Source organism: Extensimonas perlucida (assembly GCF_007655255.1).
GTDB classification, from domain to species: Bacteria; Pseudomonadota; Gammaproteobacteria; order Burkholderiales; family Burkholderiaceae_C; genus Extensimonas; species Extensimonas perlucida.
Genome location: NZ_VMYE01000033.1, coordinates 1 through 18,443, shown reverse-complemented (window position 1 = coordinate 18,443; position 18,443 = coordinate 1). Strand labels below are relative to the sequence as shown.

At 57.4% G+C, this 18,443-nt stretch carries 17 protein-coding genes and 1 pseudogene; 2 read left to right on the top strand and 16 right to left on the bottom strand.

Translation table 11 applies throughout. The features are described from left to right. The 4 genes from FK527_RS16620 to lysA all read right to left on the bottom strand — a co-directional run. A partial coding sequence (locus tag FK527_RS16620) for an AAA family ATPase (protein ID WP_246072868.1) occupies positions 1-1,540 on the bottom strand: 1,540 nt, incomplete at its 3' end. Between the two features lie 91 nt (positions 1,541-1,631). Further along, positions 1,632-4,886, bottom strand: coding sequence for an Eco57I restriction-modification methylase domain-containing protein (locus FK527_RS16615; RefSeq protein ID WP_144735741.1), 3,255 nt, complete (start codon positions 4,884-4,886; stop codon positions 1,632-1,634). Positions 4,887-4,902: 16 nt separating this feature from the next. After that, positions 4,903-5,226: a recombinase family protein gene (locus FK527_RS16610; RefSeq protein ID WP_246072866.1), complete on the bottom strand. Its 324-nt coding sequence runs from the start codon at positions 5,224-5,226 to the stop codon at positions 4,903-4,905. Between the two features lie 126 nt (positions 5,227-5,352). Further along, entirely contained in the window at positions 5,353-6,603 is a 1,251-nt protein-coding gene (gene lysA / locus FK527_RS16605) for a diaminopimelate decarboxylase (protein ID WP_094865109.1), read from the bottom strand. An 18-nt stretch (positions 6,604-6,621) separates the two neighbouring features. Here lysA and FK527_RS16600 point away from each other — a divergent pair, with 18 nt between their 5' ends. Continuing rightward, positions 6,622-7,581 (top strand): LysR family transcriptional regulator, encoded by a 960-nt coding sequence (locus FK527_RS16600; protein ID WP_222116174.1) that lies wholly within the window; start codon positions 6,622-6,624, stop codon positions 7,579-7,581. Positions 7,582-7,626: 45 nt separating this feature from the next. Here FK527_RS16600 and FK527_RS16595 read toward each other — a convergent pair whose 3' ends face one another. From FK527_RS16595 to mobI, 11 genes are all read right to left on the bottom strand, one after another. Then, a complete protein-coding gene (locus tag FK527_RS16595; protein ID WP_094865111.1) occupies positions 7,627-8,241 on the bottom strand; it encodes a recombinase family protein in 615 nt (204 codons plus the stop codon). Positions 8,242-8,301: 60 nt separating this feature from the next. Continuing rightward, positions 8,302-9,519: a TniQ family protein gene (locus FK527_RS16590; protein ID WP_144735739.1), complete on the bottom strand. Its 1,218-nt coding sequence runs from the start codon at positions 9,517-9,519 to the stop codon at positions 8,302-8,304. Next, positions 9,516-10,424, bottom strand: coding sequence for a TniB family NTP-binding protein (locus FK527_RS16585; protein ID WP_009687862.1), 909 nt, complete (start codon positions 10,422-10,424; stop codon positions 9,516-9,518). The genes FK527_RS16590 and FK527_RS16585 overlap by 4 nt, the downstream gene beginning before the upstream one ends. A gap of 2 nt (positions 10,425-10,426) precedes the next feature. Beyond that, on the bottom strand, positions 10,427-12,145 hold the full coding sequence (locus tag FK527_RS16580; protein WP_144735737.1) for a Mu transposase C-terminal domain-containing protein: 1,719 nt from the start codon (positions 12,143-12,145) through the stop codon (positions 10,427-10,429). Positions 12,146-12,339: 194 nt separating this feature from the next. Beyond that, positions 12,340-12,630 (bottom strand): hypothetical protein, encoded by a 291-nt coding sequence (locus FK527_RS16570; RefSeq protein ID WP_186298470.1) that lies wholly within the window; start codon positions 12,628-12,630, stop codon positions 12,340-12,342. 35 nt (positions 12,631-12,665) lie between these two features. After that, positions 12,666-12,773 carry a DNA polymerase III gene (locus FK527_RS17385; protein ID WP_222116173.1) on the bottom strand — a complete coding sequence of 36 codons (108 nt, stop codon included), beginning with the start codon at positions 12,771-12,773 and terminating at the stop codon, positions 12,666-12,668. Positions 12,774-13,054: 281 nt separating this feature from the next. Beyond that, positions 13,055-13,399 carry a hypothetical protein gene (locus FK527_RS16560; protein WP_144735733.1) on the bottom strand — a complete coding sequence of 115 codons (345 nt, stop codon included), beginning with the start codon at positions 13,397-13,399 and terminating at the stop codon, positions 13,055-13,057. Continuing rightward, on the bottom strand, positions 13,389-13,691 hold the full coding sequence (locus FK527_RS16555; RefSeq protein ID WP_144735731.1) for a hypothetical protein: 303 nt from the start codon (positions 13,689-13,691) through the stop codon (positions 13,389-13,391). Before FK527_RS16555 ends, FK527_RS16560 begins: the two co-directional genes overlap by 11 nt. 45 nt (positions 13,692-13,736) lie before the next feature. Continuing rightward, positions 13,737-14,132 (bottom strand): hypothetical protein, encoded by a 396-nt coding sequence (locus FK527_RS16550; RefSeq protein WP_144735729.1) that lies wholly within the window; start codon positions 14,130-14,132, stop codon positions 13,737-13,739. 40 nt (positions 14,133-14,172) lie between these two features. Next, positions 14,173-14,616 (bottom strand): HD domain-containing protein, encoded by a 444-nt coding sequence (locus FK527_RS16545; protein WP_144735726.1) that lies wholly within the window; start codon positions 14,614-14,616, stop codon positions 14,173-14,175. 364 nt (positions 14,617-14,980) lie between these two features. Continuing rightward, positions 14,981-15,517 carry a conjugative transfer protein MobI(A/C) gene (gene mobI, locus FK527_RS16540; RefSeq protein ID WP_144735724.1) on the bottom strand — a complete coding sequence of 179 codons (537 nt, stop codon included), beginning with the start codon at positions 15,515-15,517 and terminating at the stop codon, positions 14,981-14,983. An 808-nt stretch (positions 15,518-16,325) separates the two neighbouring features. Between mobI and FK527_RS16535 the strand changes: the two genes are divergently transcribed. After that, the gene (locus FK527_RS16535; RefSeq protein WP_144735722.1) at positions 16,326-18,308 is read left to right on the top strand and encodes a tyrosine-type recombinase/integrase; all 1,983 of its coding nucleotides are present in this window, start codon (positions 16,326-16,328) and stop codon (positions 18,306-18,308) included. Positions 18,309-18,316: 8 nt separating this feature from the next. Here FK527_RS16535 and FK527_RS16530 read toward each other — a convergent pair. Then, a pseudogene (locus tag FK527_RS16530) lies at positions 18,317-18,443 on the bottom strand (IS481 family transposase); the annotation flags it as partial.

Sequence of the window (18,443 nt, the reverse complement as noted above, 5' to 3'; positions counted from 1 at the left end):
ACCCCAATAGTCGGATTGGGGAGCTGCTGCCGCACCGCTGGAAGCCGGCGCTGGCATCTGATGCTTCGGTTTGAGGCTCAGCCATAGCCAGCGGATGCGGGCAAGGTGGGATGGGCGGACGCTTACCGAGCAATGAGGTCTTGGCCAGCTTCTCCTTGATCCCCAGCTCATCGAAACCGCGAAGCTGCTCTTCCAGCTTGGGCAAGCGCTCAACCTGTGCATTCAGCTCGTCGAGATCGGTCAGGGACTTCGTGAGCTTCTGCTGGTTGTCCTTCAAGCGCCTATGCACGTCGGCGCTCTTGGACTCGTACTCTCCGTCTTGAGGAAGGAAGCGATCCAGCAACTGCACTCGGCTGGTTTCATCTTGGGCCAGCTCGTAAATCTCGTTCTGCCCATAAATGTCGATACCCGGCAGCAAGTCGCGCGGGAGCAGGGTGGAGACGTTGCCGTCCATGTCACGCACCATCGGCGGCTCGCCATGACGGCGCGAGATGGTGTACTGCTTGCCGTTCTGGGCAGAGGACACCACTGTCAGCTCAACTCGACCAGCCGAACGACCAAGGTTCTCCTTGATGATCTCTTGGTGGAGCTTCTGAGCCTGTCTGCCTTTGGGTGGCAAGTCCAAGGCGAAGCGCAGGCATTCGAGCAAGGTTGACTTACCCGTTCCACGGCCGCCGATCACCGTGTTGAGATGGTCTGAAAAATCCACCCGGACGCCATCAAGGTAGCCACCGGCCACCGTCATGCGTACCACCTTGCCAATTGGGCTTTGGGCCTGCTGCGAGTTGAGCCGGACACGCGATCCCGGATCGAGGAAGGCGACCTTGAACGCAGCGAACGTGGGCCGTGTCATCTTGATGAAGCACGTTGCGCTCGGCTGATCCAAGTCATCAGGCTTGGCAACATCCTTGGCATTGATCGCTGCCACAGGGCGCTCACGCCGGTAACTGTCGTCCTTGTTCAAGAACACCTTGCGATAGAAGTCCCCCTCGATGCTCGTCAGGTCGTCTATCGACCCCGGAATCTGGGCCGCGCGCAGCTTGGGATGCTTCCATACGTGGTTCAGCCGGTTTTTCAGCAGCCCGCTGTCCTGCGTGCAATGTGCAGCGTAGATGAACCCGCCCAGTAGATCGACCTCTTCGATCAGCTCTTCCGAACTCAGCCGAGAAGGCCGGATGCCATCCGCTGGGTCATGCAGTTTGAGGTTCCCAAGGTAGCGATCAAGCTGCTGCACCGTGGTGTCTTCGGGGAAGAGACAGACGTAGTGCGTCTTGTCGTTCGAGGCGATCTCGAAGCCGGGAAACACCACGATCCCGTGCGGCTGTAACACCTGACGCAGAGCATCGACGCTGGCCACGCTGCCGTGGTCAGCCAAACCGACAACCTTGATGCCCAGCTCAAGGCACTTTTGAAGCAGCGCTTGGTTGTAGCCGCCCTCATCCAGCCCGTGATCGGCTCCCCTGTAGGTGCCGTTGTAGCCGACAGGATTGACCTGTAGCGCGCAGCGCCAAAATCTCGCGTAGGTGTATTGATCGCTCATATTCCTCCCTGATTTCTACAGTTGCGATGCATGGCGACGCGCTACAGGACTATCGGCTGCACCTGCTATTGGTTTTCCGTCATCGAACTCATTACTGGCGAAGTGCGATTTCAGCTTCAATGATCTCAGCAGCAGCAGCCCTGACCTTGGCGACGATATTGGCCCGCTTCTTAGAGTCATGCTCTTGATGGGCCTGCTTCACTAGCTCAGCAAGCGCCTTGTGCTCGGCCAAACTGGCGTCATACTCAGGCAAGCTCACATGCTTGAAGATGTCGCCCATATTGGTTGCCACGTTGTGCGCCTCGATCATCTCCTTGACGATCTCCGAGTGCAGCAATCCGCACAAGTAAAAGGCTGGCTCCGATTGGTCGAAGTCGGCAAAGTAGAGCTTGTGGTCAGGGACATAAACACGCGGCCCGTAGCCCGGCACAGACCCAGACGCCACGACGGCCGCAGAAAAATCGCCCGTCATCTCGGCCCAAATGACCTTGTAGGGTGAGAAGGTGTAGTCGCCCACGTTGTAGATTGCGAAGAAGGGAGCACCCTTCATGCGCGTCTTGAAGGTGGAACGCGACTCCAAAAATGACTTGTAGGCTTTGAAAAACTTAAATGTCTTGGGATTCGTGTGACTGCTGTAGCGCGCCGCAGCGCTGTCCAATGATGCCCGGTCAATGCCCTTATTCGGCACGAACGCATAGAGCGTGTTTTCCGGCAGGAAATAGCATGGATGGAGGTCGCCTGCACCCTTTGCCAGGGGAAACAAGCTCTCAGCCTCAACCCAGAATTCGCGCGGCTGCCCCAAGTCGGTTTTGCCTTCATGTGGCCGAGTTCGCACCTTGACCGTCTTTGTTGCAGGGTTCGAGTCAATGACATCCACAAAATAGACGCCATTCAAGTCAGTCGTGATGCCCTTACGGCCGTTGACCCAAGTAGAGGGGCCAAACATCGGCTGACATGCGGCGAAGTGCCCCGGCTTCATGATGGCCCAAGGTGCCCCCTCCATAGTCTGCGAGACGGGATTGGCTTCCATCTGGATCACGTCCACAAGATCAGCCACCTCTGCACGATGTAACCGTGGGTCGATTGCCTTCAAGCGAGCCACTTGACCGCCACGTCCCTTCTTCGGATTGCCTGCGTTGTCGGTCTTGGGCTTGCCAAGCCAGACCCGATAGTCCAACGGATAGCGGGTCGTGCCCCCTATCTTCTTCGTGAACATGGCGACTGCCGTCTTGTTGGCAGCGTCTGGAAACGGCTTTAGCTCCTTCATGTCATCAATGGAGATAGGCACCAAGCGGTCGGTTGCATTGATGCGGAAGCGCCGGAACCCTTGCGACGAAGGCGACTGGAACACCGTCTGGGTGATGACAAACACCAACCGTCCATCTTCGACCAGCCACTTGTCAGCCGTCGTGTAGGTGATGATGGCGGAAATGTCTAATTCGTTGCCACCGTGAAACTTGGTGTCAGAGAAGATGGCGTACTTTTCACAGGTGGGCTTAGCTCGGTTACGGTATGCCTCTGGGAGATTCGACCATCGCACCCAAGGCGGATTACCAACAATGGCATCAAACTGTCCGGCAGTAGCTGACCAAAAGAAGTTGCGCACGATCCTGAACCAAATACCGTTCCAGTTCTGCCGATGCAGTGCGAGCACTTGGTCATAGGTCGTCTTGAGGTGGTCATTCCACTCATCGGCCTGCGACTTGCTCAGTATCTTGGCTTTCACCAGCGCCTTAGAGACGGGCGGGAATTCAGTGTCGTTTTCAACCTCTTCTCCCATGAGCTGGAATACTTTGTCGAGCAACACGCGATCACGCGCCAAGTCGGCAGGTAGAACAACTTGTAGATTGGCTTGCTGGCTGCCAATGCTGTACTCAACCACCTTTTGATCGCCGTCAGGATGGGGGGCAGGGGAGTACACCGCATCAGCTAAGAGGACGGGAATCTCAACGTCTTTACCCTTGCACTGCTGCAACAGGTCTGCAATAGCGATCAGGAAGTTGACGCGAGAGGATTGCACAGCAAGTGGGTTGAGGTCGAAGCCCCAGACCGTCGTGGTCAGCATGTCCACGGTCTGCTCAGCAGTCCATCCCGCCGTCAGCGCTGCTCGGCGCTTCTGCTCAATAGCTTCCAGCAAGAACGAACCAGACCCGCATGTCGGGTCAAGTAGCCGAGCAGCAAGCCACTTGTCTCGCTTGTAGCCGAGCTTGGCTACAGAGTGCTCGACCAGCCAGTCCGGCGTGTAGAACTCGCCAAGGCTCTTGCGCAACTCCTCCGGCACCAAGTCCTGATAGAAGTCACGCAGAACATCGCGCGAGCGGCCGGTCTTCTTGATGGTATCGAAGCGGTAGACCGAAAGCTGGGCCAGCAAGGTGCGAATCGCCAAGCACATCGACGTGCGGATCGCCTTCTTGGTTGTGGCATCCAGATACCAACTAAAGATGGCTTCTTCGACGAAGCCATGCAGGCCGACTGCATTGAAGAACCCGCCGTTCTCGACATCCGAGCGTAGGGCCTCAATCAGAGCTTCGTCCGATCCAAGAGCCAGTAGCTCATGGATCAAGGAAGTGCTTGACGCCATGCCATGTGCAGCCACGATCTCGGCCGCGATCAGCTTCATCAACAGAGAATGAAAGGTGTGGGTAACGAAAAGCTTGGCAGGCAAGTCAATGGCGGCCGGGCCTGCGAAGTCAAACCCCAATGACCCATTGATCTTCTTGCGCTGTTGAATGCTGAGGTCAGCAGCCTGCCCATACAAGGTTGCCCATTCCTCGAAGAGCATCTTGATTTTGCGGTTACCGGGCTGCCCAAGAGCGTCAGCGAGGGCATTGGACAGTTCCTGCATGAACTCGCGGCCGGTCTCGGATAGATGGCCAAAGTCCTCGGCTAGGTTCTCCGATGTGATGGCTCGCCGGAAATTTGCTCTCAGCGCATCGACCACCATCTGGAAGGCAATGGTCGAGAACGGCATCAGTGGCTGATGAACGATCTTGCCATCTTGAACTTGCGCAAAGCCCACATGGTCGCCGTCGATGGCAATACCGATGTAGTCCTTCTCATCCAGCCCTTGCTCAGCAGCCAAGCGGGGGATGTACTTCAAGAGACGACCATCGGTCGCCTCAATGAACTTCGGACTTGTCTCACTACCCTTGAAGAGGCCGGGGCCCTTGAACTCGATGACGACGTTGTTGTAGCTGGAGTCACGCTTGGCTCTCTCCGCGTCCAAGTCGATCTGCAAGGCCTCTTCAAGCCCCTTCATCCATGCGTGGCGTACTTCTTCCTCGTTGACCCACTGCTTGCGGCGGCGATTGATGAGGTCGTAGCCCCTCTTGGTATTGGTGTCCATTGTTGTCCTTCTGTATTCAGTTCTGCCGCTTCGGCTCGGGCCGCCCAATAGGAGCTACCTTGTAAATTGTGGTTCGCGAGACACCGTACAGCTCGGCGATGCGTCCGATGGGGAGCTTCTGCGCTGACACCATCTCGTTGATCTCTTTGATTTGGGCCTCGGTGAGCTTTGGCTTCCGGCCGCCGGCGCGGCCTCTGGCTCGGGCGGCCGCAAGGCCTGCGCGGGTGCGCTCGCGGATCAGGTCACGTTCCATCTCTGCGAACATGCCAAACATCGCGTACATGGCCTTGCCCATCGTCGAGTCGTCGAACACGATGTCGTTTTCAGAAGACGACTGCACGTAAGTTTAGAAGTGGGCTGCACTAACAATGCCGCATGTGAAGATGGCGCCAAGAACCATGTCGCAATCAGTCAAAACGTTCTACCGCCGCCTCAGGTTACGTTGCCAAGGCCATTGTGTGCTGCCTTACACCGCCTCCAGCACGAGCAGCTCAGCCACCGTCTGCCTTCGTCGAATAAGCCGGGGCTCACCATTTTCCATCAGCACTTCGGCAATCAGCGGGCGCGCGTTGTAGTTCGATGACATGGAGGCGCCATACGCACCGGTGTCGTGCAACACCAGAAGATCTCCCACCTGCGCCTGCGGCAAGGACCGGTGCAACACCACGCCACCTTCTCCCTGCGTAAACACATCTCCCGACTCGCACAGAGGTCCGGCAACCACCGTGTCAAACTGCAGGCCATTAACCGCTGTGCCATCAGAGTGGATCAACTCCATGCCGTGGTAGGCGCCGTATAGGGCCGGGCGAGCCAGATCACTGAAGCCGGCGTCCACCATCACAAAATGGTTGGCGCCCTGTTGCTTCGTGGCGCGTACCTCGGTGACCAGCACGCCGGACTCCGCCATTAAATAACGGCCCGGTTCTATTTCCAGTTTCACTGGGTGCTCCAGCAGCCGTTCCACGGCATGGCGCGCTGCATCCCATAATGAAAAGTAGTGCGCCGTATCAATCGTGGGTTCACCGGCCTGGTAGGGAACGGACAGACCGCCGCCCGCGGAGATGGCGTGCAGGTCCAAACCCTGCGTATTCACTACCTCTACCAGCTTCAGCATGGCACCGCACACTTCCTGCAAGTGCGCGTAGTCCACGCCTGAGCCGATGTGCATGTGCAGGCCCTGCAAGGCCAGGCCGTTGGACTTGATCTTTTCGCAGGCGCGTACCAGGTCGCCATGCCAGATGCCATGCTTGCTATGCTCGCCACCGGTATTTGTTTTCTTGGAATGGCCATGCCCGAAACCTGGGTTGATGCGTAGCCACACCGGGTGCCCTGGGTTGACCGCACCCAATTGGTCCAGCATGTCCATGGAGCCACAGTTCACGGGAATATTGAGTTCCACCACGCGCGCAAGCGTAGCGCGGTCCAGCAGATCGGCCGTGAACACGATGTCTGCGTGCCCGTTGTGCAAGCCCGGCGTAAAACCACCAGCCAACGCGCGTTCGATTTCACCCAAAGACACCGAGTCCACTACTGCGCCCTGTCGTTTCATGAGGCGAAGGATGTGTGTATTGGAGTTGGCTTTCTGAGCGAAACGCACTACGTCAAACAACCGCAGAGCGGCAATCTGGCGCGTAATGGTGTCGGCATCATAGATCCACAGCGGGGTACCGAACTGCTGGGCCAAAGGAGCGATGGTAGCGGGAGTAAAAGGGTTCATGGATGGATGATCCCCTTCATGGTCAATTCAATCAATGCTATTCTTGTCTGGCATCTATCCAATATTGATATGAATTTAACTCATCGCCAGCTGACAATGTTTCGCGCCATCATGCTGCACGGCAACCTGGGGCGTGCGGCTGACGCGTGCGCGTCAAGCCAGCCCACTTTGAGTCGCGAGCTGGGTCGTCTGGAGCAGTTACTGGGGTTTAACCTTTTTGACCGGGTGCGGGGCCGATTACGACCTACCGTGCGGGCACTTGCGCTGATGCAGGAAGTAGAACGCTCGTTTATAGGCTTGGAACAGATCGCAGCGCGCGCCAGCGAATTGCGCACGCAATCGACAGGTCGCTTGCGCATTGCGTGTTTGCCGGCATTGGCCCATGCCTTGGTACCCCGCGCACTGGTATATCTCTCACAGGCACATCCTGAACTAGGGGTCAGCGTGCATCCCTTAGAGTCGCCCTGGCTGGAGCAAGCCATGAGTGAACAGCGTTTTGACCTGGGACTGAGTGAGACCCAAGAGGCACCTGCGGGAGTTGCCTTGCAGCCCTTACTGAAAGTCAATGAAGTGGCTGTTTTGCCACGTGATCACAGCCTGTGCCGCAAGGCGCGACTGCAACCACTCGAATTTACAGGCGAGCGCTTCATCAGTCTCGCGGTTGGCGACCCGTATCGAACCGCCATTGATGCGATGTTCGAGGACGCTAAAGTACATCGCGCAACCCTGTTTGAAACCACGAGCGCAGTGGCTGTCTGCGCCATGGTGCGTCAGGGCCTGGGTGTTGCCATCGTAAACCCGTTCACCGCACTGGAACTCAGCGGACCGGACCTAGTAGTGCGGCCGCTTAGCGTTGCCATCGGTTACCAGGTGAATATGCTTCTTCCGGACATCGCAGCTCCGCACCCCCTGCAGGGCGTTCTCGCAGACACCGTCCGCAAAGCTTGTGCCGCCTTGAACCACCATCTCTCGCTATGAGTTCCATAGCTGGTCGGCCTTATGATTTCTTGTGGATGATGATGGCTAGGTTCGCGACAGCAACTTCGCTCCATCGGGGCGCAAGTCCCCCTTGGGTGAAATATGCCGGTACAGAGTCTGCCGGGTGATGCCGAGTTCCCGACATAGATCGCCGACCTTGGTTTCCGGCTGCCCCATCGCAGCCATCGCCAGACGCAGTTTGGCGGCGGTCATTTTGAACGGCCGGCCGCCTTTTCGACCGCGCGCCCGTGCCGACGCCAAGCCTGCAATGGTGCGCTCGGCGATCAACTCGCGCTCGAACTCTGCCAACGCCGCAAAGATGCCGAAAACCAGCTTGCCGGCGGCCGTCGTGGTGTCGATGGCCGCGCCGTGGCCGGTCAATACCTTGAGGCCAATGCCGCGTGCGGTAAGGTCGTGCACTGTGTTGATGAGGTGGCGCAAGTCACGCCCGAGCCGGTCCAGTTTCCACACCACCAGCGTGTCGCCTGGTCGGAGCGCCTTCAGGCAGCTCACCAAGCCTGGCCGGTCCTCGCGCTTGCCTGATGCTTGGTCTTCATAAAAATGTACCGGATCGACTCCTGCGGCAACCAGCGCATCGCGCTGCAAGTCAGTCGCCTGGGAGCCGTCCGCTTTCGATACCCGCATGTAGCCAATCAGCATGTCGCACTTGTCAAATATACGTTCGATTATGTGACAGTATGCGCCGGAAAGTTCTAACCGTCAAAAGTTGTCACTTAACCCGTCATTCTGTCTAAGACATGCAAAGGGCCCATTAGGCTCGTAATGTGACAAAAATTCCGGGGGGATGCCTTCCTTTGCAAAGGTGGTGCGCAACTGTTCCAGGGAAGCGGGATCGCGCCGACCATAGGAAGCCATCGCGAACAGCGAGCGTGCCGTCTCGGGGTCGTGCCGCGCTTCAATGATCGCCTCACTGATAGCTTGGACCGCCCGTTGCCAGTGATTGACGGGTTCGGGCTTCGGCGCTTTCGCCGGCAGACCACTGGTGAACCCGGTTTGGGGCTCGGACCAGAACAGCTTTGCATGCTCGCCTGGCGGGCTGATATCCCTCACCTCGATCAAGCTGATTGCCGTTGCCGCCGCCTCCAGCATCTGCAACCGTATTGCCGGGTTCAGGGTTTCATACGGTCGCCACAGACTTTGCCCAGCACGCAGCGGATGCCCGCAGCCTTGCCAGACTTGGCGAAGATACCCCGCGTAGGTTCCGCACGCCGAAAGCGGGGTGTTCAGCTCATCGAGCAGCGTGCGTAGCAGTCGAAACCACAAACCAGCGTGGATGCGTCGGCGCGGCAGTTCCACGTGGCCGGTCGTCAGTGCCTGCCAGGTACGCTGGTCCATCGCCGCAATCGCGTCGCTGGCAGTGCGCGGTTCGGCGTCGGCGTTCTCCCAGCCGAGAAACCGCCCTGGCACGCCCCAATAGGATTCCAGCCAGCAGCCATGCAGTGGGCAGCTCAGCATCAGGGGCAGCTTCCACGCGAGCAGTACGGCTTGGTTTGCCGGGTCGTTCAGACAGAGCGGACAGGCGCGATGTATCGGCTGGCTGGGCAGCCAGGCACGCCAGCTCGTGATGGATCGCGTCCTACGGCGGAGTTTCGGCAGCAGCACCGAGAGCTGGAACGCATAGGTTTCCAATGCATCTGGAATCTGATCATCAAGACTGTCCAGTAGCCAAGGCACCCAGCCGGCGAAACTCATGCAACGCAGCCGATCCGGCTCGATGCCGCTCCGCAGGGAGAGCATCTCCAGCAGCGCCAGTGGTGGCGCGGTGTCCAGGTCATCAACCTGACCGTGACCAAGATCGTGCTCCAGCAGCTCGGACACCTCCATGTGATAGCAAAGGGCCACGCGGTTGAGCCACGAAGACAGGGCTTCGGCTTCCCTGGGTGCCGGATGCAGTGGCCAGCGTGGCGCTGGCTTCACATCAGTTCCCGCTCGAATTGCCGCCGCCGCTCGCTGGGACCGGTGTAATCGGCCATGCTCAGCGTGCGATGGTTGATCGCTTCCTCGCCGCTCTCCACGGCGACGATGGCCGCCGCCATCAGCAAGTGCGCCAGTTCGCCGATGGTGCCCTCGCTGCGTGTGAGCAGGTAGCGGGCCATGTCCAGCGTGGCAATCGACGAGGGTCGCCGCAGTGGAAGCGAAGCGGCGAAACTGGCCAGCAGTGAGCAGCAATCGTGATTGGCCTCCCATACCGGCAGCATCATCGGCTCGAAGCGATTTTCCAACTGGTCATCGGAGCGGATGGCCAGGTAGGCGTCGCGCGTGCCGACCCCGACCAGTGGGATGCGCAGTTCATTGCCGAGGAAGCGCAGGAGATTGAGGAATTCCCGGCGATTGACGCTGTTACCGGCCAGGACGTTGTGCAACTCGTCGATCACCAGCATGCGCACGCCGACCTTGCGCAGCAGTGCCAGCGCCAGTTGTTCCATTTCTGGCAGCCGTGGGCGCGGTCGCAATGGCGCACCCATCGCCGCGAGCAGCGCGACGTAGAAGCGGATTACCGACGGTTCGGATGGCATCTGCACGACCAGTACCGGAATGTGCTCCTGGTCGGCGTCGGCTCTGGCCGGATGCGTGCGCCGGAACTTCTCGACGATCATCGACTTGCCGTTGTTGGTCGGGCCGACCAGCAGCAGGTTGGGCATGCGTTGCTTGTTTGGCCACGTATACAGGATTTCCAGCCGGTTCAGCGCCTCGACTGCTCGCGGATAGCCGATCCAGCGGTCGGCGCGAAGGCGATGGATGCGTTCGTCCGCCGGGAGACGGGCCAAGCCCTGGGCCGCCGGCAGCAGGTGGGACAAGTCGATGATGGGATATTCTTCCACGGCTACCACTCCTCAATCTGGTCGAACGGTTTGGCCGGCAACTGGTTGTCTGCCTGCTGCCCATCCATGTCAGCGCCCGGTGGTGGCGTGGTTTTGACAGGCGGTGCCGTTGCCTTGAGATGCTGGCGTCGATCCGCGTCGCGCCGCGCCTTGCGCGTAGCCTTCTGCGCGGTGGTAATGATTTCGCGCATCTGGCCGATCATGCGGAACAACGCCGACTCATCCACCTGTTCGCGCCCTTGCTGCCGCAATTTCGCCAGCGCCTGTCGTTGTTCCCAGAGGGTGACAGCCGGGTGCGACAAGGTACGGTAGGGAATTTCCAGGTAGTGCTGCCCCTCTGGTTCCAGCACCCATATGCGGCTGATGTCGCGCGGGTCGCGCCGGATCAGGAACGCAGGCAAGCGGTCCCGCCGAGCTATCCACGGCTTGAGCGCATCGGCGTAGTAGTGGATGTGGTCGATGACGAAGCCGGTGCGGGTCAGCGTGCGGCGGATGATGGGCAGAAAATCGACCAGAAAAGCCGTAGCGCGAGTGATGACGGTTGGCACGCCGGTCCGCGTGATAGCTTCGGCCCAGCGCGCGGCCGGCGGTTGGAGCAGGCCGTTGTGCACGGAGCCGTGATAGGTGCCGACCGCCAATGTGAGCCAGCGCTCCAGCTCGCGCAGTGTCAGGGCGGCCATCTTCTCGGAGGCGTATTCCCCGCGCTGGTCAGGATTGGAGAAGGTCGTCCCCGGCAATTCGTCGTGGATCATCTGCATCGCCGTGCCGATGATCCGTTCCACGATACCGCCGTAGTGCGGCTGCCCGAGCGGGCGATAGTCCAACCGGATGCCATGCTGCTCGCAGCCACGGCGCAGCGCCTCGCTCTTGAACTCAGCCGCGTTGTCCAAGTAGAGCAGTCTGGGCTTGCCGCTCATCGGCCAATCCATCTCTACGTTCAACCCTTCCAACCAAGGGCGCTTGTCGCAGGCGGCATGCACCAAGCACAAGCCGACCGAGACGGCGGACGGGGCTTCCAGCGTAACGACCATGCCAACCACGCAGCGGGTGAATACGTCGATGGCGAGGGTCAGGTACGGACGGCCAATCGGTTGCCGGTCGCGCTCGTCCACCACGATCAGGTCGATGACTGTGTGGTCGATCTGCACCTGCTCCAGCGGCGCGGAGACGGGTGGCGGAACACCACCAACACCTTGCAGGTCGCGGGCGGCATCTTGTCCTTCCCGGCGGTGAGTGACCTCGCGCGGATCGAGGCCGGCGATCCGCAGTGCCACCGTGTTGCGCGCCGGCACCCGCAGCTTTTGCAGCTTGCACGCCCGCACAACTTCGCGGTGGAACGCCGCCAAGCTACGCTTCTGCTTGGTCAGGAAGCGCTTTTGCAGTAACTCGCGGATGATTCGTTCGACCGACTCCGGCAAGCGGCCTTTACCTTTGCCACCGCTCGACTGCCCAAGAGCCAAGTCAGTGACCAGCCCCGATCCTAGCCGGGCACGGCGGATCAGGACGTAGACCTGCCGCCGGGACAGCCCCAATGCCTGGGCTGCCGCGTCGGCCGCTTCATGCCCAACCGTCTCCGACTGCGCCAACGGCCCAATGATCTCCGCGCGACGACGCGCACGCTCCCATGCCTGTTCTGGCAGGGTGGCCACGCCGTGCTCGGTAATCGGTGCGGTATCGGTCGCCATGCTCATCTCGCTTTGGTGCACACGAGTATTGAGCATAGACGAGTTTCGTGCAGAGGAGTCCTGATATCTGGCTGTCAGGAGCCGTATGCACAAGAGGCTTCAAACCGCGCTGAATGGTGCAGTCGTCTTCTGAAAATGACAAAACCATCAAAAAGATGCGGCCCTACCGTTGTCTGCAAAACCACCGTTTTCTGGACACGCTGAAACGCTCACAAAACCATGAGAGCGGCCTATCCAGCCAGCAGACGCTCTAGCCGGTCACGCAAGCGAGGGGCATTGATGATCCAGCCACGCCGCACAACCTCGGCGGATGCCACTTGCTGCTCGGGATGCTCGGCAAAATAGGTGGTAGCCGCATCGAACAGCCGTGCCCCGGCCTCCGGGTATCGGATGCGGACGATCATCCCGGCCAGTCGGCAGACGTTGGCCTCGGCCTGATTGCGTGGCACATCGTCCGGCGTAGTAGCGATCTGGCGGCATCGCTCCAGCATCGCCTGCTCGGTGTCACGGGCCGAGTTCACGCTGAAACACTCACACACGTACTGCCAGTACGCTTTCAGCCCAACGCCCACGGCAGCAGCCGGGCGATGTTCCGGGCGTCGGAGAGGGCGCGGTGGTGCTCGCCTTCCAGCTCAAGGCCGACGATCTGCAAGGCCGTGGCCATACCTACCTGCTTGATCTTGCGGGCCTTGGCGAAGGTCGCCTTGAGGTTGACGTGGGGAAGCCCTGCCAGTGGTTCAGCGAGGCCATGCCGGGCGCTCTCGCGCTCGATCTGGCGTCGGTCGTAGGCTCACCGACTCCCCCAGCATTTCCCGGCTTGCCTGCGGCCTGCCATCGCCAGCCGTGAGGGCCCTGGCGGGCCTTCCAGCGCTGCAGAGTGCTCACGCCAATTCCAATCTCACGCGCCACGACTTCCACCGCCGCGCTCTCCGGCGGCAAAGCAAGTCACGACTTCCCCTCCGTTGCCTTGGTGTAACCCCACCCAAGATCACGAAACATCTTCATGCCGCGATCCGTAACGCGCCACCCACGTTTCTTCGCGCGAGGCCAGTATTCCTCGACAAAGAATTCTGGAACCGGCCCCCAGTGGCCGAGCGGGATCGTGCAGTATTCAGTTTTCCCGATCAGGTCATCGTTAAAGAACTCGACCAGCATTTCCGCACCTTTGCGGCTGACAATCTTGCCGACACGCCCGGCATCCGGGTGTTTGCTTTCCGGGTGCAAAGCAACGAAACACCCAGGTTGAAACATTGCCTCCTGCTCAGGCGTGAGTTCGAGATCATTCATCATGTTGATCCTCGCATTCACAGGGACGCCACTCACAGCGCGGGCAGAATCCCATCGCCATGACGGCCTGCTTGAGTTCAAAGTGGCACTCAGGGCTTTCCGGGTGGTTCAAAACGCTGAATGCCGCCAGCGCCAGCCGCTCCACGGCTTTGTTTTCATGTTGCCAACGCTCGTTGTTGTTCTTTTCCATCAGGCGCAGGCGGTCGATTTCCTTCTGCTGCTCAGCAATGACTCGTTCCAGTGCCTCACTCATTTCAATCCCTTCAAAAAGTAAGCCAACCCAGATTGCCATCATGGCAATACCTCACAAACCGCGATTCCTTTTGGTGCCCTGTCTTCATCAAACGCGCCCTTTCTTCATCATTTTCAGCCACACAGAACCAACCGCAGCGAGTGCCCATCCCATTATTAACAGATCAACAACCACCGGCACTCTCCCCATAACAAGGTAAAGCGGTATGTAGAGCAGGTTGCAAAAGATGAGGGGCAGCAGTGCGGCGCCAAAGAGCACTGGTCTATTCACTGCAAACAAAATCATCATCGCATAGACCACCACGTATTCAACCACGCTCGGGCGAAGTGAGCTTGCAAAGAACTGCGTCAATCCAGACAACGCCAGCAGTATGCACAACATGTAAAGCAATGGGGTTCGCTCTTTTGGCAGACCTGCTCCATCGTGCCTGAATGTCATTATTTTCCATGTGTGCGCGATCAGCGCTGATGCAATCTTTCCCATGTCGCTCTCCTTTTGCTTTTGTCAGGCATCGAGCCGATGTTCAATCAGCGAACACTTCTTTCAGTCTCAACCAGGCTGCCATGTATTTCCTGGTGCGCCGAATAGTCGCCTCATCGATCGAGTTCATGCGCAACAGATTGATGTTGTCTTTTATGTCCGCGATCTTGATCCTTGCCGCAGATCGATTCTGAGCGATTCTTTCAATGAATTCTTCGTAGGTTTCGTGTCTCTTGCGACTTACAGCTTTTATGACTTCCACAGTCCTGTCGCTCAAGCCAAATTCAAGTAGCTGAACTTCGTCAATTTCCGTGTCCTCAATCACGTCGTGCAGCAACCCGGCAACCATCAGTTCTTCGTCGCCGCTTTCTTCGAGATTGAGCATGACGCGCAGCGCGTGCAGGATGTAGGGCTTCCCGGCTTTGTCTTTTTTGCCAGAGTATGCCTGCACGGCTATTTCCATGGCATCATCAATTGTTATCGTCATTCAATTCCCCTGGTTGTTTGTTTTAATCATAACAACTCAAGCGGGTTTGTGCAACTGTATTTTGCAAGATGGCGTATGCCTTGTCTTTTTTATGCCGCGCAGACTTTTGATGATTGCAGCAGCCAGCGTCTAATCTATAGCGGTTCTCAGAGTCACGAGCGCCAAGGGATTCTCGCCATCAGAGACTTCGATTGATCGTCTTGGCTTTGCAGATATTGAAGCGGGCCGCGCTGGTTGGATTGAATCTGTGTGCACCGGGTTCAAGAAGCTGCAGCGGTCAAAAGGCAGAGAGTCCACACAGAAAAAGCGCAGCGCCATTTTCTAGTCGTTGCGCTTTTTCTTTTGTCTTTATCGAGATTGGTTTTCAGGTTTCGTGGTCGATTTCGGCGTGCTCATCTTCTTCAGCCTCGCCAGAGCCACGACCCCAGTTCAAACCGAGCAGGTTTTTCTTGTCCACCTTCCCCGTGCTTCTCATAGAGATGATGGCTCTCACTACATGCCTTGCTGATTGACGAATAATCGCCATTTTTTGTTCAGTCTCCTTCACCATTTCCCACTCCCATTCTTTTGCATGGGCTTTCAGTGTGTTTTCATGGTAGGCGAAGGTTTCAGTCCCTCTTCGTAGAGGAGTCCTCACCTTTGTCCTCGATCCGGTCTTACCAAACCATTTGATATGCGACCACTTGATCTCGATGTGGTTTCCTCTGCGATAGCAGGACAGCTCAAGAGAAGTCCTATTCTCGTACCCAGGGCGCCGCGCCTCCTCCCGGCGAACGAAGTCCCAGTAGGCAGTAGCAGCAGCCATCCCAACCTCATGCAACTCATCGATGCAGCGAACAAGCGCAGCAAGTGCTTCATCATAGGCTTTCACACACACCCCCAAATCCATAGGCTTACTCATGATGGATTCGACCTACAAATCCATCCCGGCGTTTTGGCGGTTTTTTGCATCGCGCAGGTGGATGATAGCAGAAATACGCTATGGAAACACACCTTGCCCCATACAGCTAACGACGAACCTATCGGCTACGAAACCTTCGTCGTTAACGTTATGGAAACGACCGCCGTTTCGTCGTTTGCGCTCGTGATGGCTAGTAAGATTCGCTTCAGATCAATTCTAGCTGGCTTCTGGCGTAGAAGCTGCCAAAAATACGCTATGGAAACACACCTTGCCCCATACAGCTAACGACGAACCTATCGGCTACGAAACCTTCGTCGTTAACGTTATGGAAACGACCGCCGTTTCGTCGTTTTCGCTCGTGATGGCTAGTAAGATTCGCTTCAGATCAATTCTAGCTGGCTTCTGGCGTAGAAGCTGCCAAAAATACGGTATGGAAACACACCCTGCCCCATACAGCTAAAGACGAACCTATCGGCTACGAAACCTTCGTCGTTAACGTTATGGAAACGACCGCCGTTTCGTCGTTTGCGCTTGTGACGGCTAAGAAGATTCGCTTCAGATCAACTCTAGCTGGCTTCGGGCACAGAAGACGCAAAAAATACGTTATGGAAACAGGCCGCCTTCCATACCTATCCTTCCATCTTTGCTCTGTTCTGCGCATTTTATTCTATAATCATCAAATCTATATCGCTAAAACATTGATCTTGCAAATACTGTATTCTGTTCTCTCTGCAAGATTGCGGCGCCTTCACTGCCCCTGCTTGATCTTTGTCTTTATCCTGCGCACCGAGCATTCATAATCCACATCATGCAAAAAGACGAACGTAAAATTGGCAGACATCACCTGGCCTTTTACCGTGGCTGGCTGCAGGGACTCGACCTTGGTGAGCTTGCGGATCGTTATCTTGAAGACGGGATAGATCTCCGTGTCGCAAAATCTACCTTGCGCTGGCTTCAGGATGCACTTTCTCAGGCTGCGCTACGCAACGGCAGATTTGGTGAGGCGCGTCTTCTACGTATCTCACTGCGCCATGTCCTGAATGGCTCGGTTGCAGATCCCGGAGTTGATGGCGCGGCGGCAACCGTTTTGCCGCCCAGCATCGATGAGTTCCGCGAAGAAAATGATCCAGATGGTTTTTACAGTGAAGCCGAGTTGATTCGTCTCTATGTCGAGGCTTTTCCCCAACTGATAGATAAAAAAGCCCAGCGGCGGCGTCGTCTCATCGATAAACAACTTGAGGCGCTGCGCTGGATTGAAAACCTGGTGACGACTACCCCGACCATTGATGATTGGGTGGTGGCATGGTTCCATAAAAAGGTTGCCGACCGGCTTTTGATCGCCAAAATCTATACCATGCGCGATCTTTTGGAGCGTATGCGCGCCAAGGGATATCGCTGGTGGGCGGACGTGCCACGCCTCGGGGAAAAAGGCGCGGCGCGCATCGTGACATGGCTGCAGGGCTACGAGGACAGCCTCGGGCCGGTGCCTATACAGGCCACCAGGCCGCCGCGACAAATCCATGCGCAGGCACTTGTTCAAATCCGCAGGGTTGCTCATGGCGTAGCACCAATGGAATGTCTTGATATTCCATCCATCGTTTCAAGAGCTTGTGAATTGAAAGCCAGGGATCATCAAAGTCTTATTCAGGCCCGTGATGATCGTGAGGCGATTTTGCAGTGGATCGATGCCAAGGCAGGCAGCCCACATACGGCACGCTCTTATCGCAAAGAAGGTGAGCGTTTTCTGCTGTGGTCTTTGCTGGAGCGAGAAAAATCATTCGAGCAGTTGACTGTGGATGACTGCGTGGCTTACCGCAATTGGCTCGGTATGCTTGGGCGCACGGCAGAAAATGAATGGCCGTTCAGGATGGCGCAGACAGATTGGATAGGACGGCGCAATACGCCGCGTAGCGATGCCTCCTGGCGACCTTTTGATGGCCCGCTTGCCCTGAATAGCGTCAAGCAGTCTCTGGTGATTTTGCGCGGCTTGTTTTTGTGGTTGGTTCAGGTGCGCTACCTTAGCTTCAATGCCTGGGACGTGGTGAATAAAAAACCGCACAGGGCGGTGAGGTCTGAGCAGGAATTGACGGATGTCAATTCCGTTCAGAAGGACGACATTGGTGATGTCGAATTGTCGCGTGTTCTGACGTTATCGCAGTGGAACTTCGTGCTCGAATATGTCGCGCACATGCCCGCTTCGGCTGCGCGCGATAGGTTTTCTTTTCTCCTGCTGTTTGCTTATTCCACAGGTTTGCGGTTGTCGGAGTTGGTGGATGCGCGTGTCGGTAGGCTCTATAGCAAGCCCTTGCCTGGGCAATTAGGGCAGCGCTGGATGCTCAAGGTTTTAGGCAAGGGCGACAAGGTGCGCGTAGTTCCCATGAGTGACGATGTGATGGCTGCGTTGTTTGCCTATTTGCGCGCCCGCGGTCTTGTTGGTGCGATTTCGGATATCGATGGCGCGACGCCGCTGATTGCAAAGCTTTCCGCGAATGAGCGCCTCAGCGCGAGTGCGCTTTACAAAATACTGCGCACGTTGTTTTTGCAGGCGGCGGATGCGTTGCGTGCGCAGGGCTTAGAGGAAGATGCCTTGCAAATGCAGAAGGCATCGACCCATTGGATTCGCCATTCGCGCGGCAGCCATTTGGGTTTGGCTGGGGTTGCTCCTTCGCTGATACAGCAACTTCTCGGGCACTCTAGTCTTGCAACCACTGGTATTTACACCCAATCGAATGAAGAGAGTCTATACTTGGCGCTGGCGGCAATGGACAAAAAATCAGTAAATGCACATTGAGTACGAATCTAGCTGTCCAGTCCCGGACGATCATAAGGCCGCCGATGGAACAAATGAGGGTATGAATCGTACCACCCACTCATAGCCTGCATAGGCGTCTTGCTCTGCAGGGCTGATTGGGGCAAGTGGTGGTTG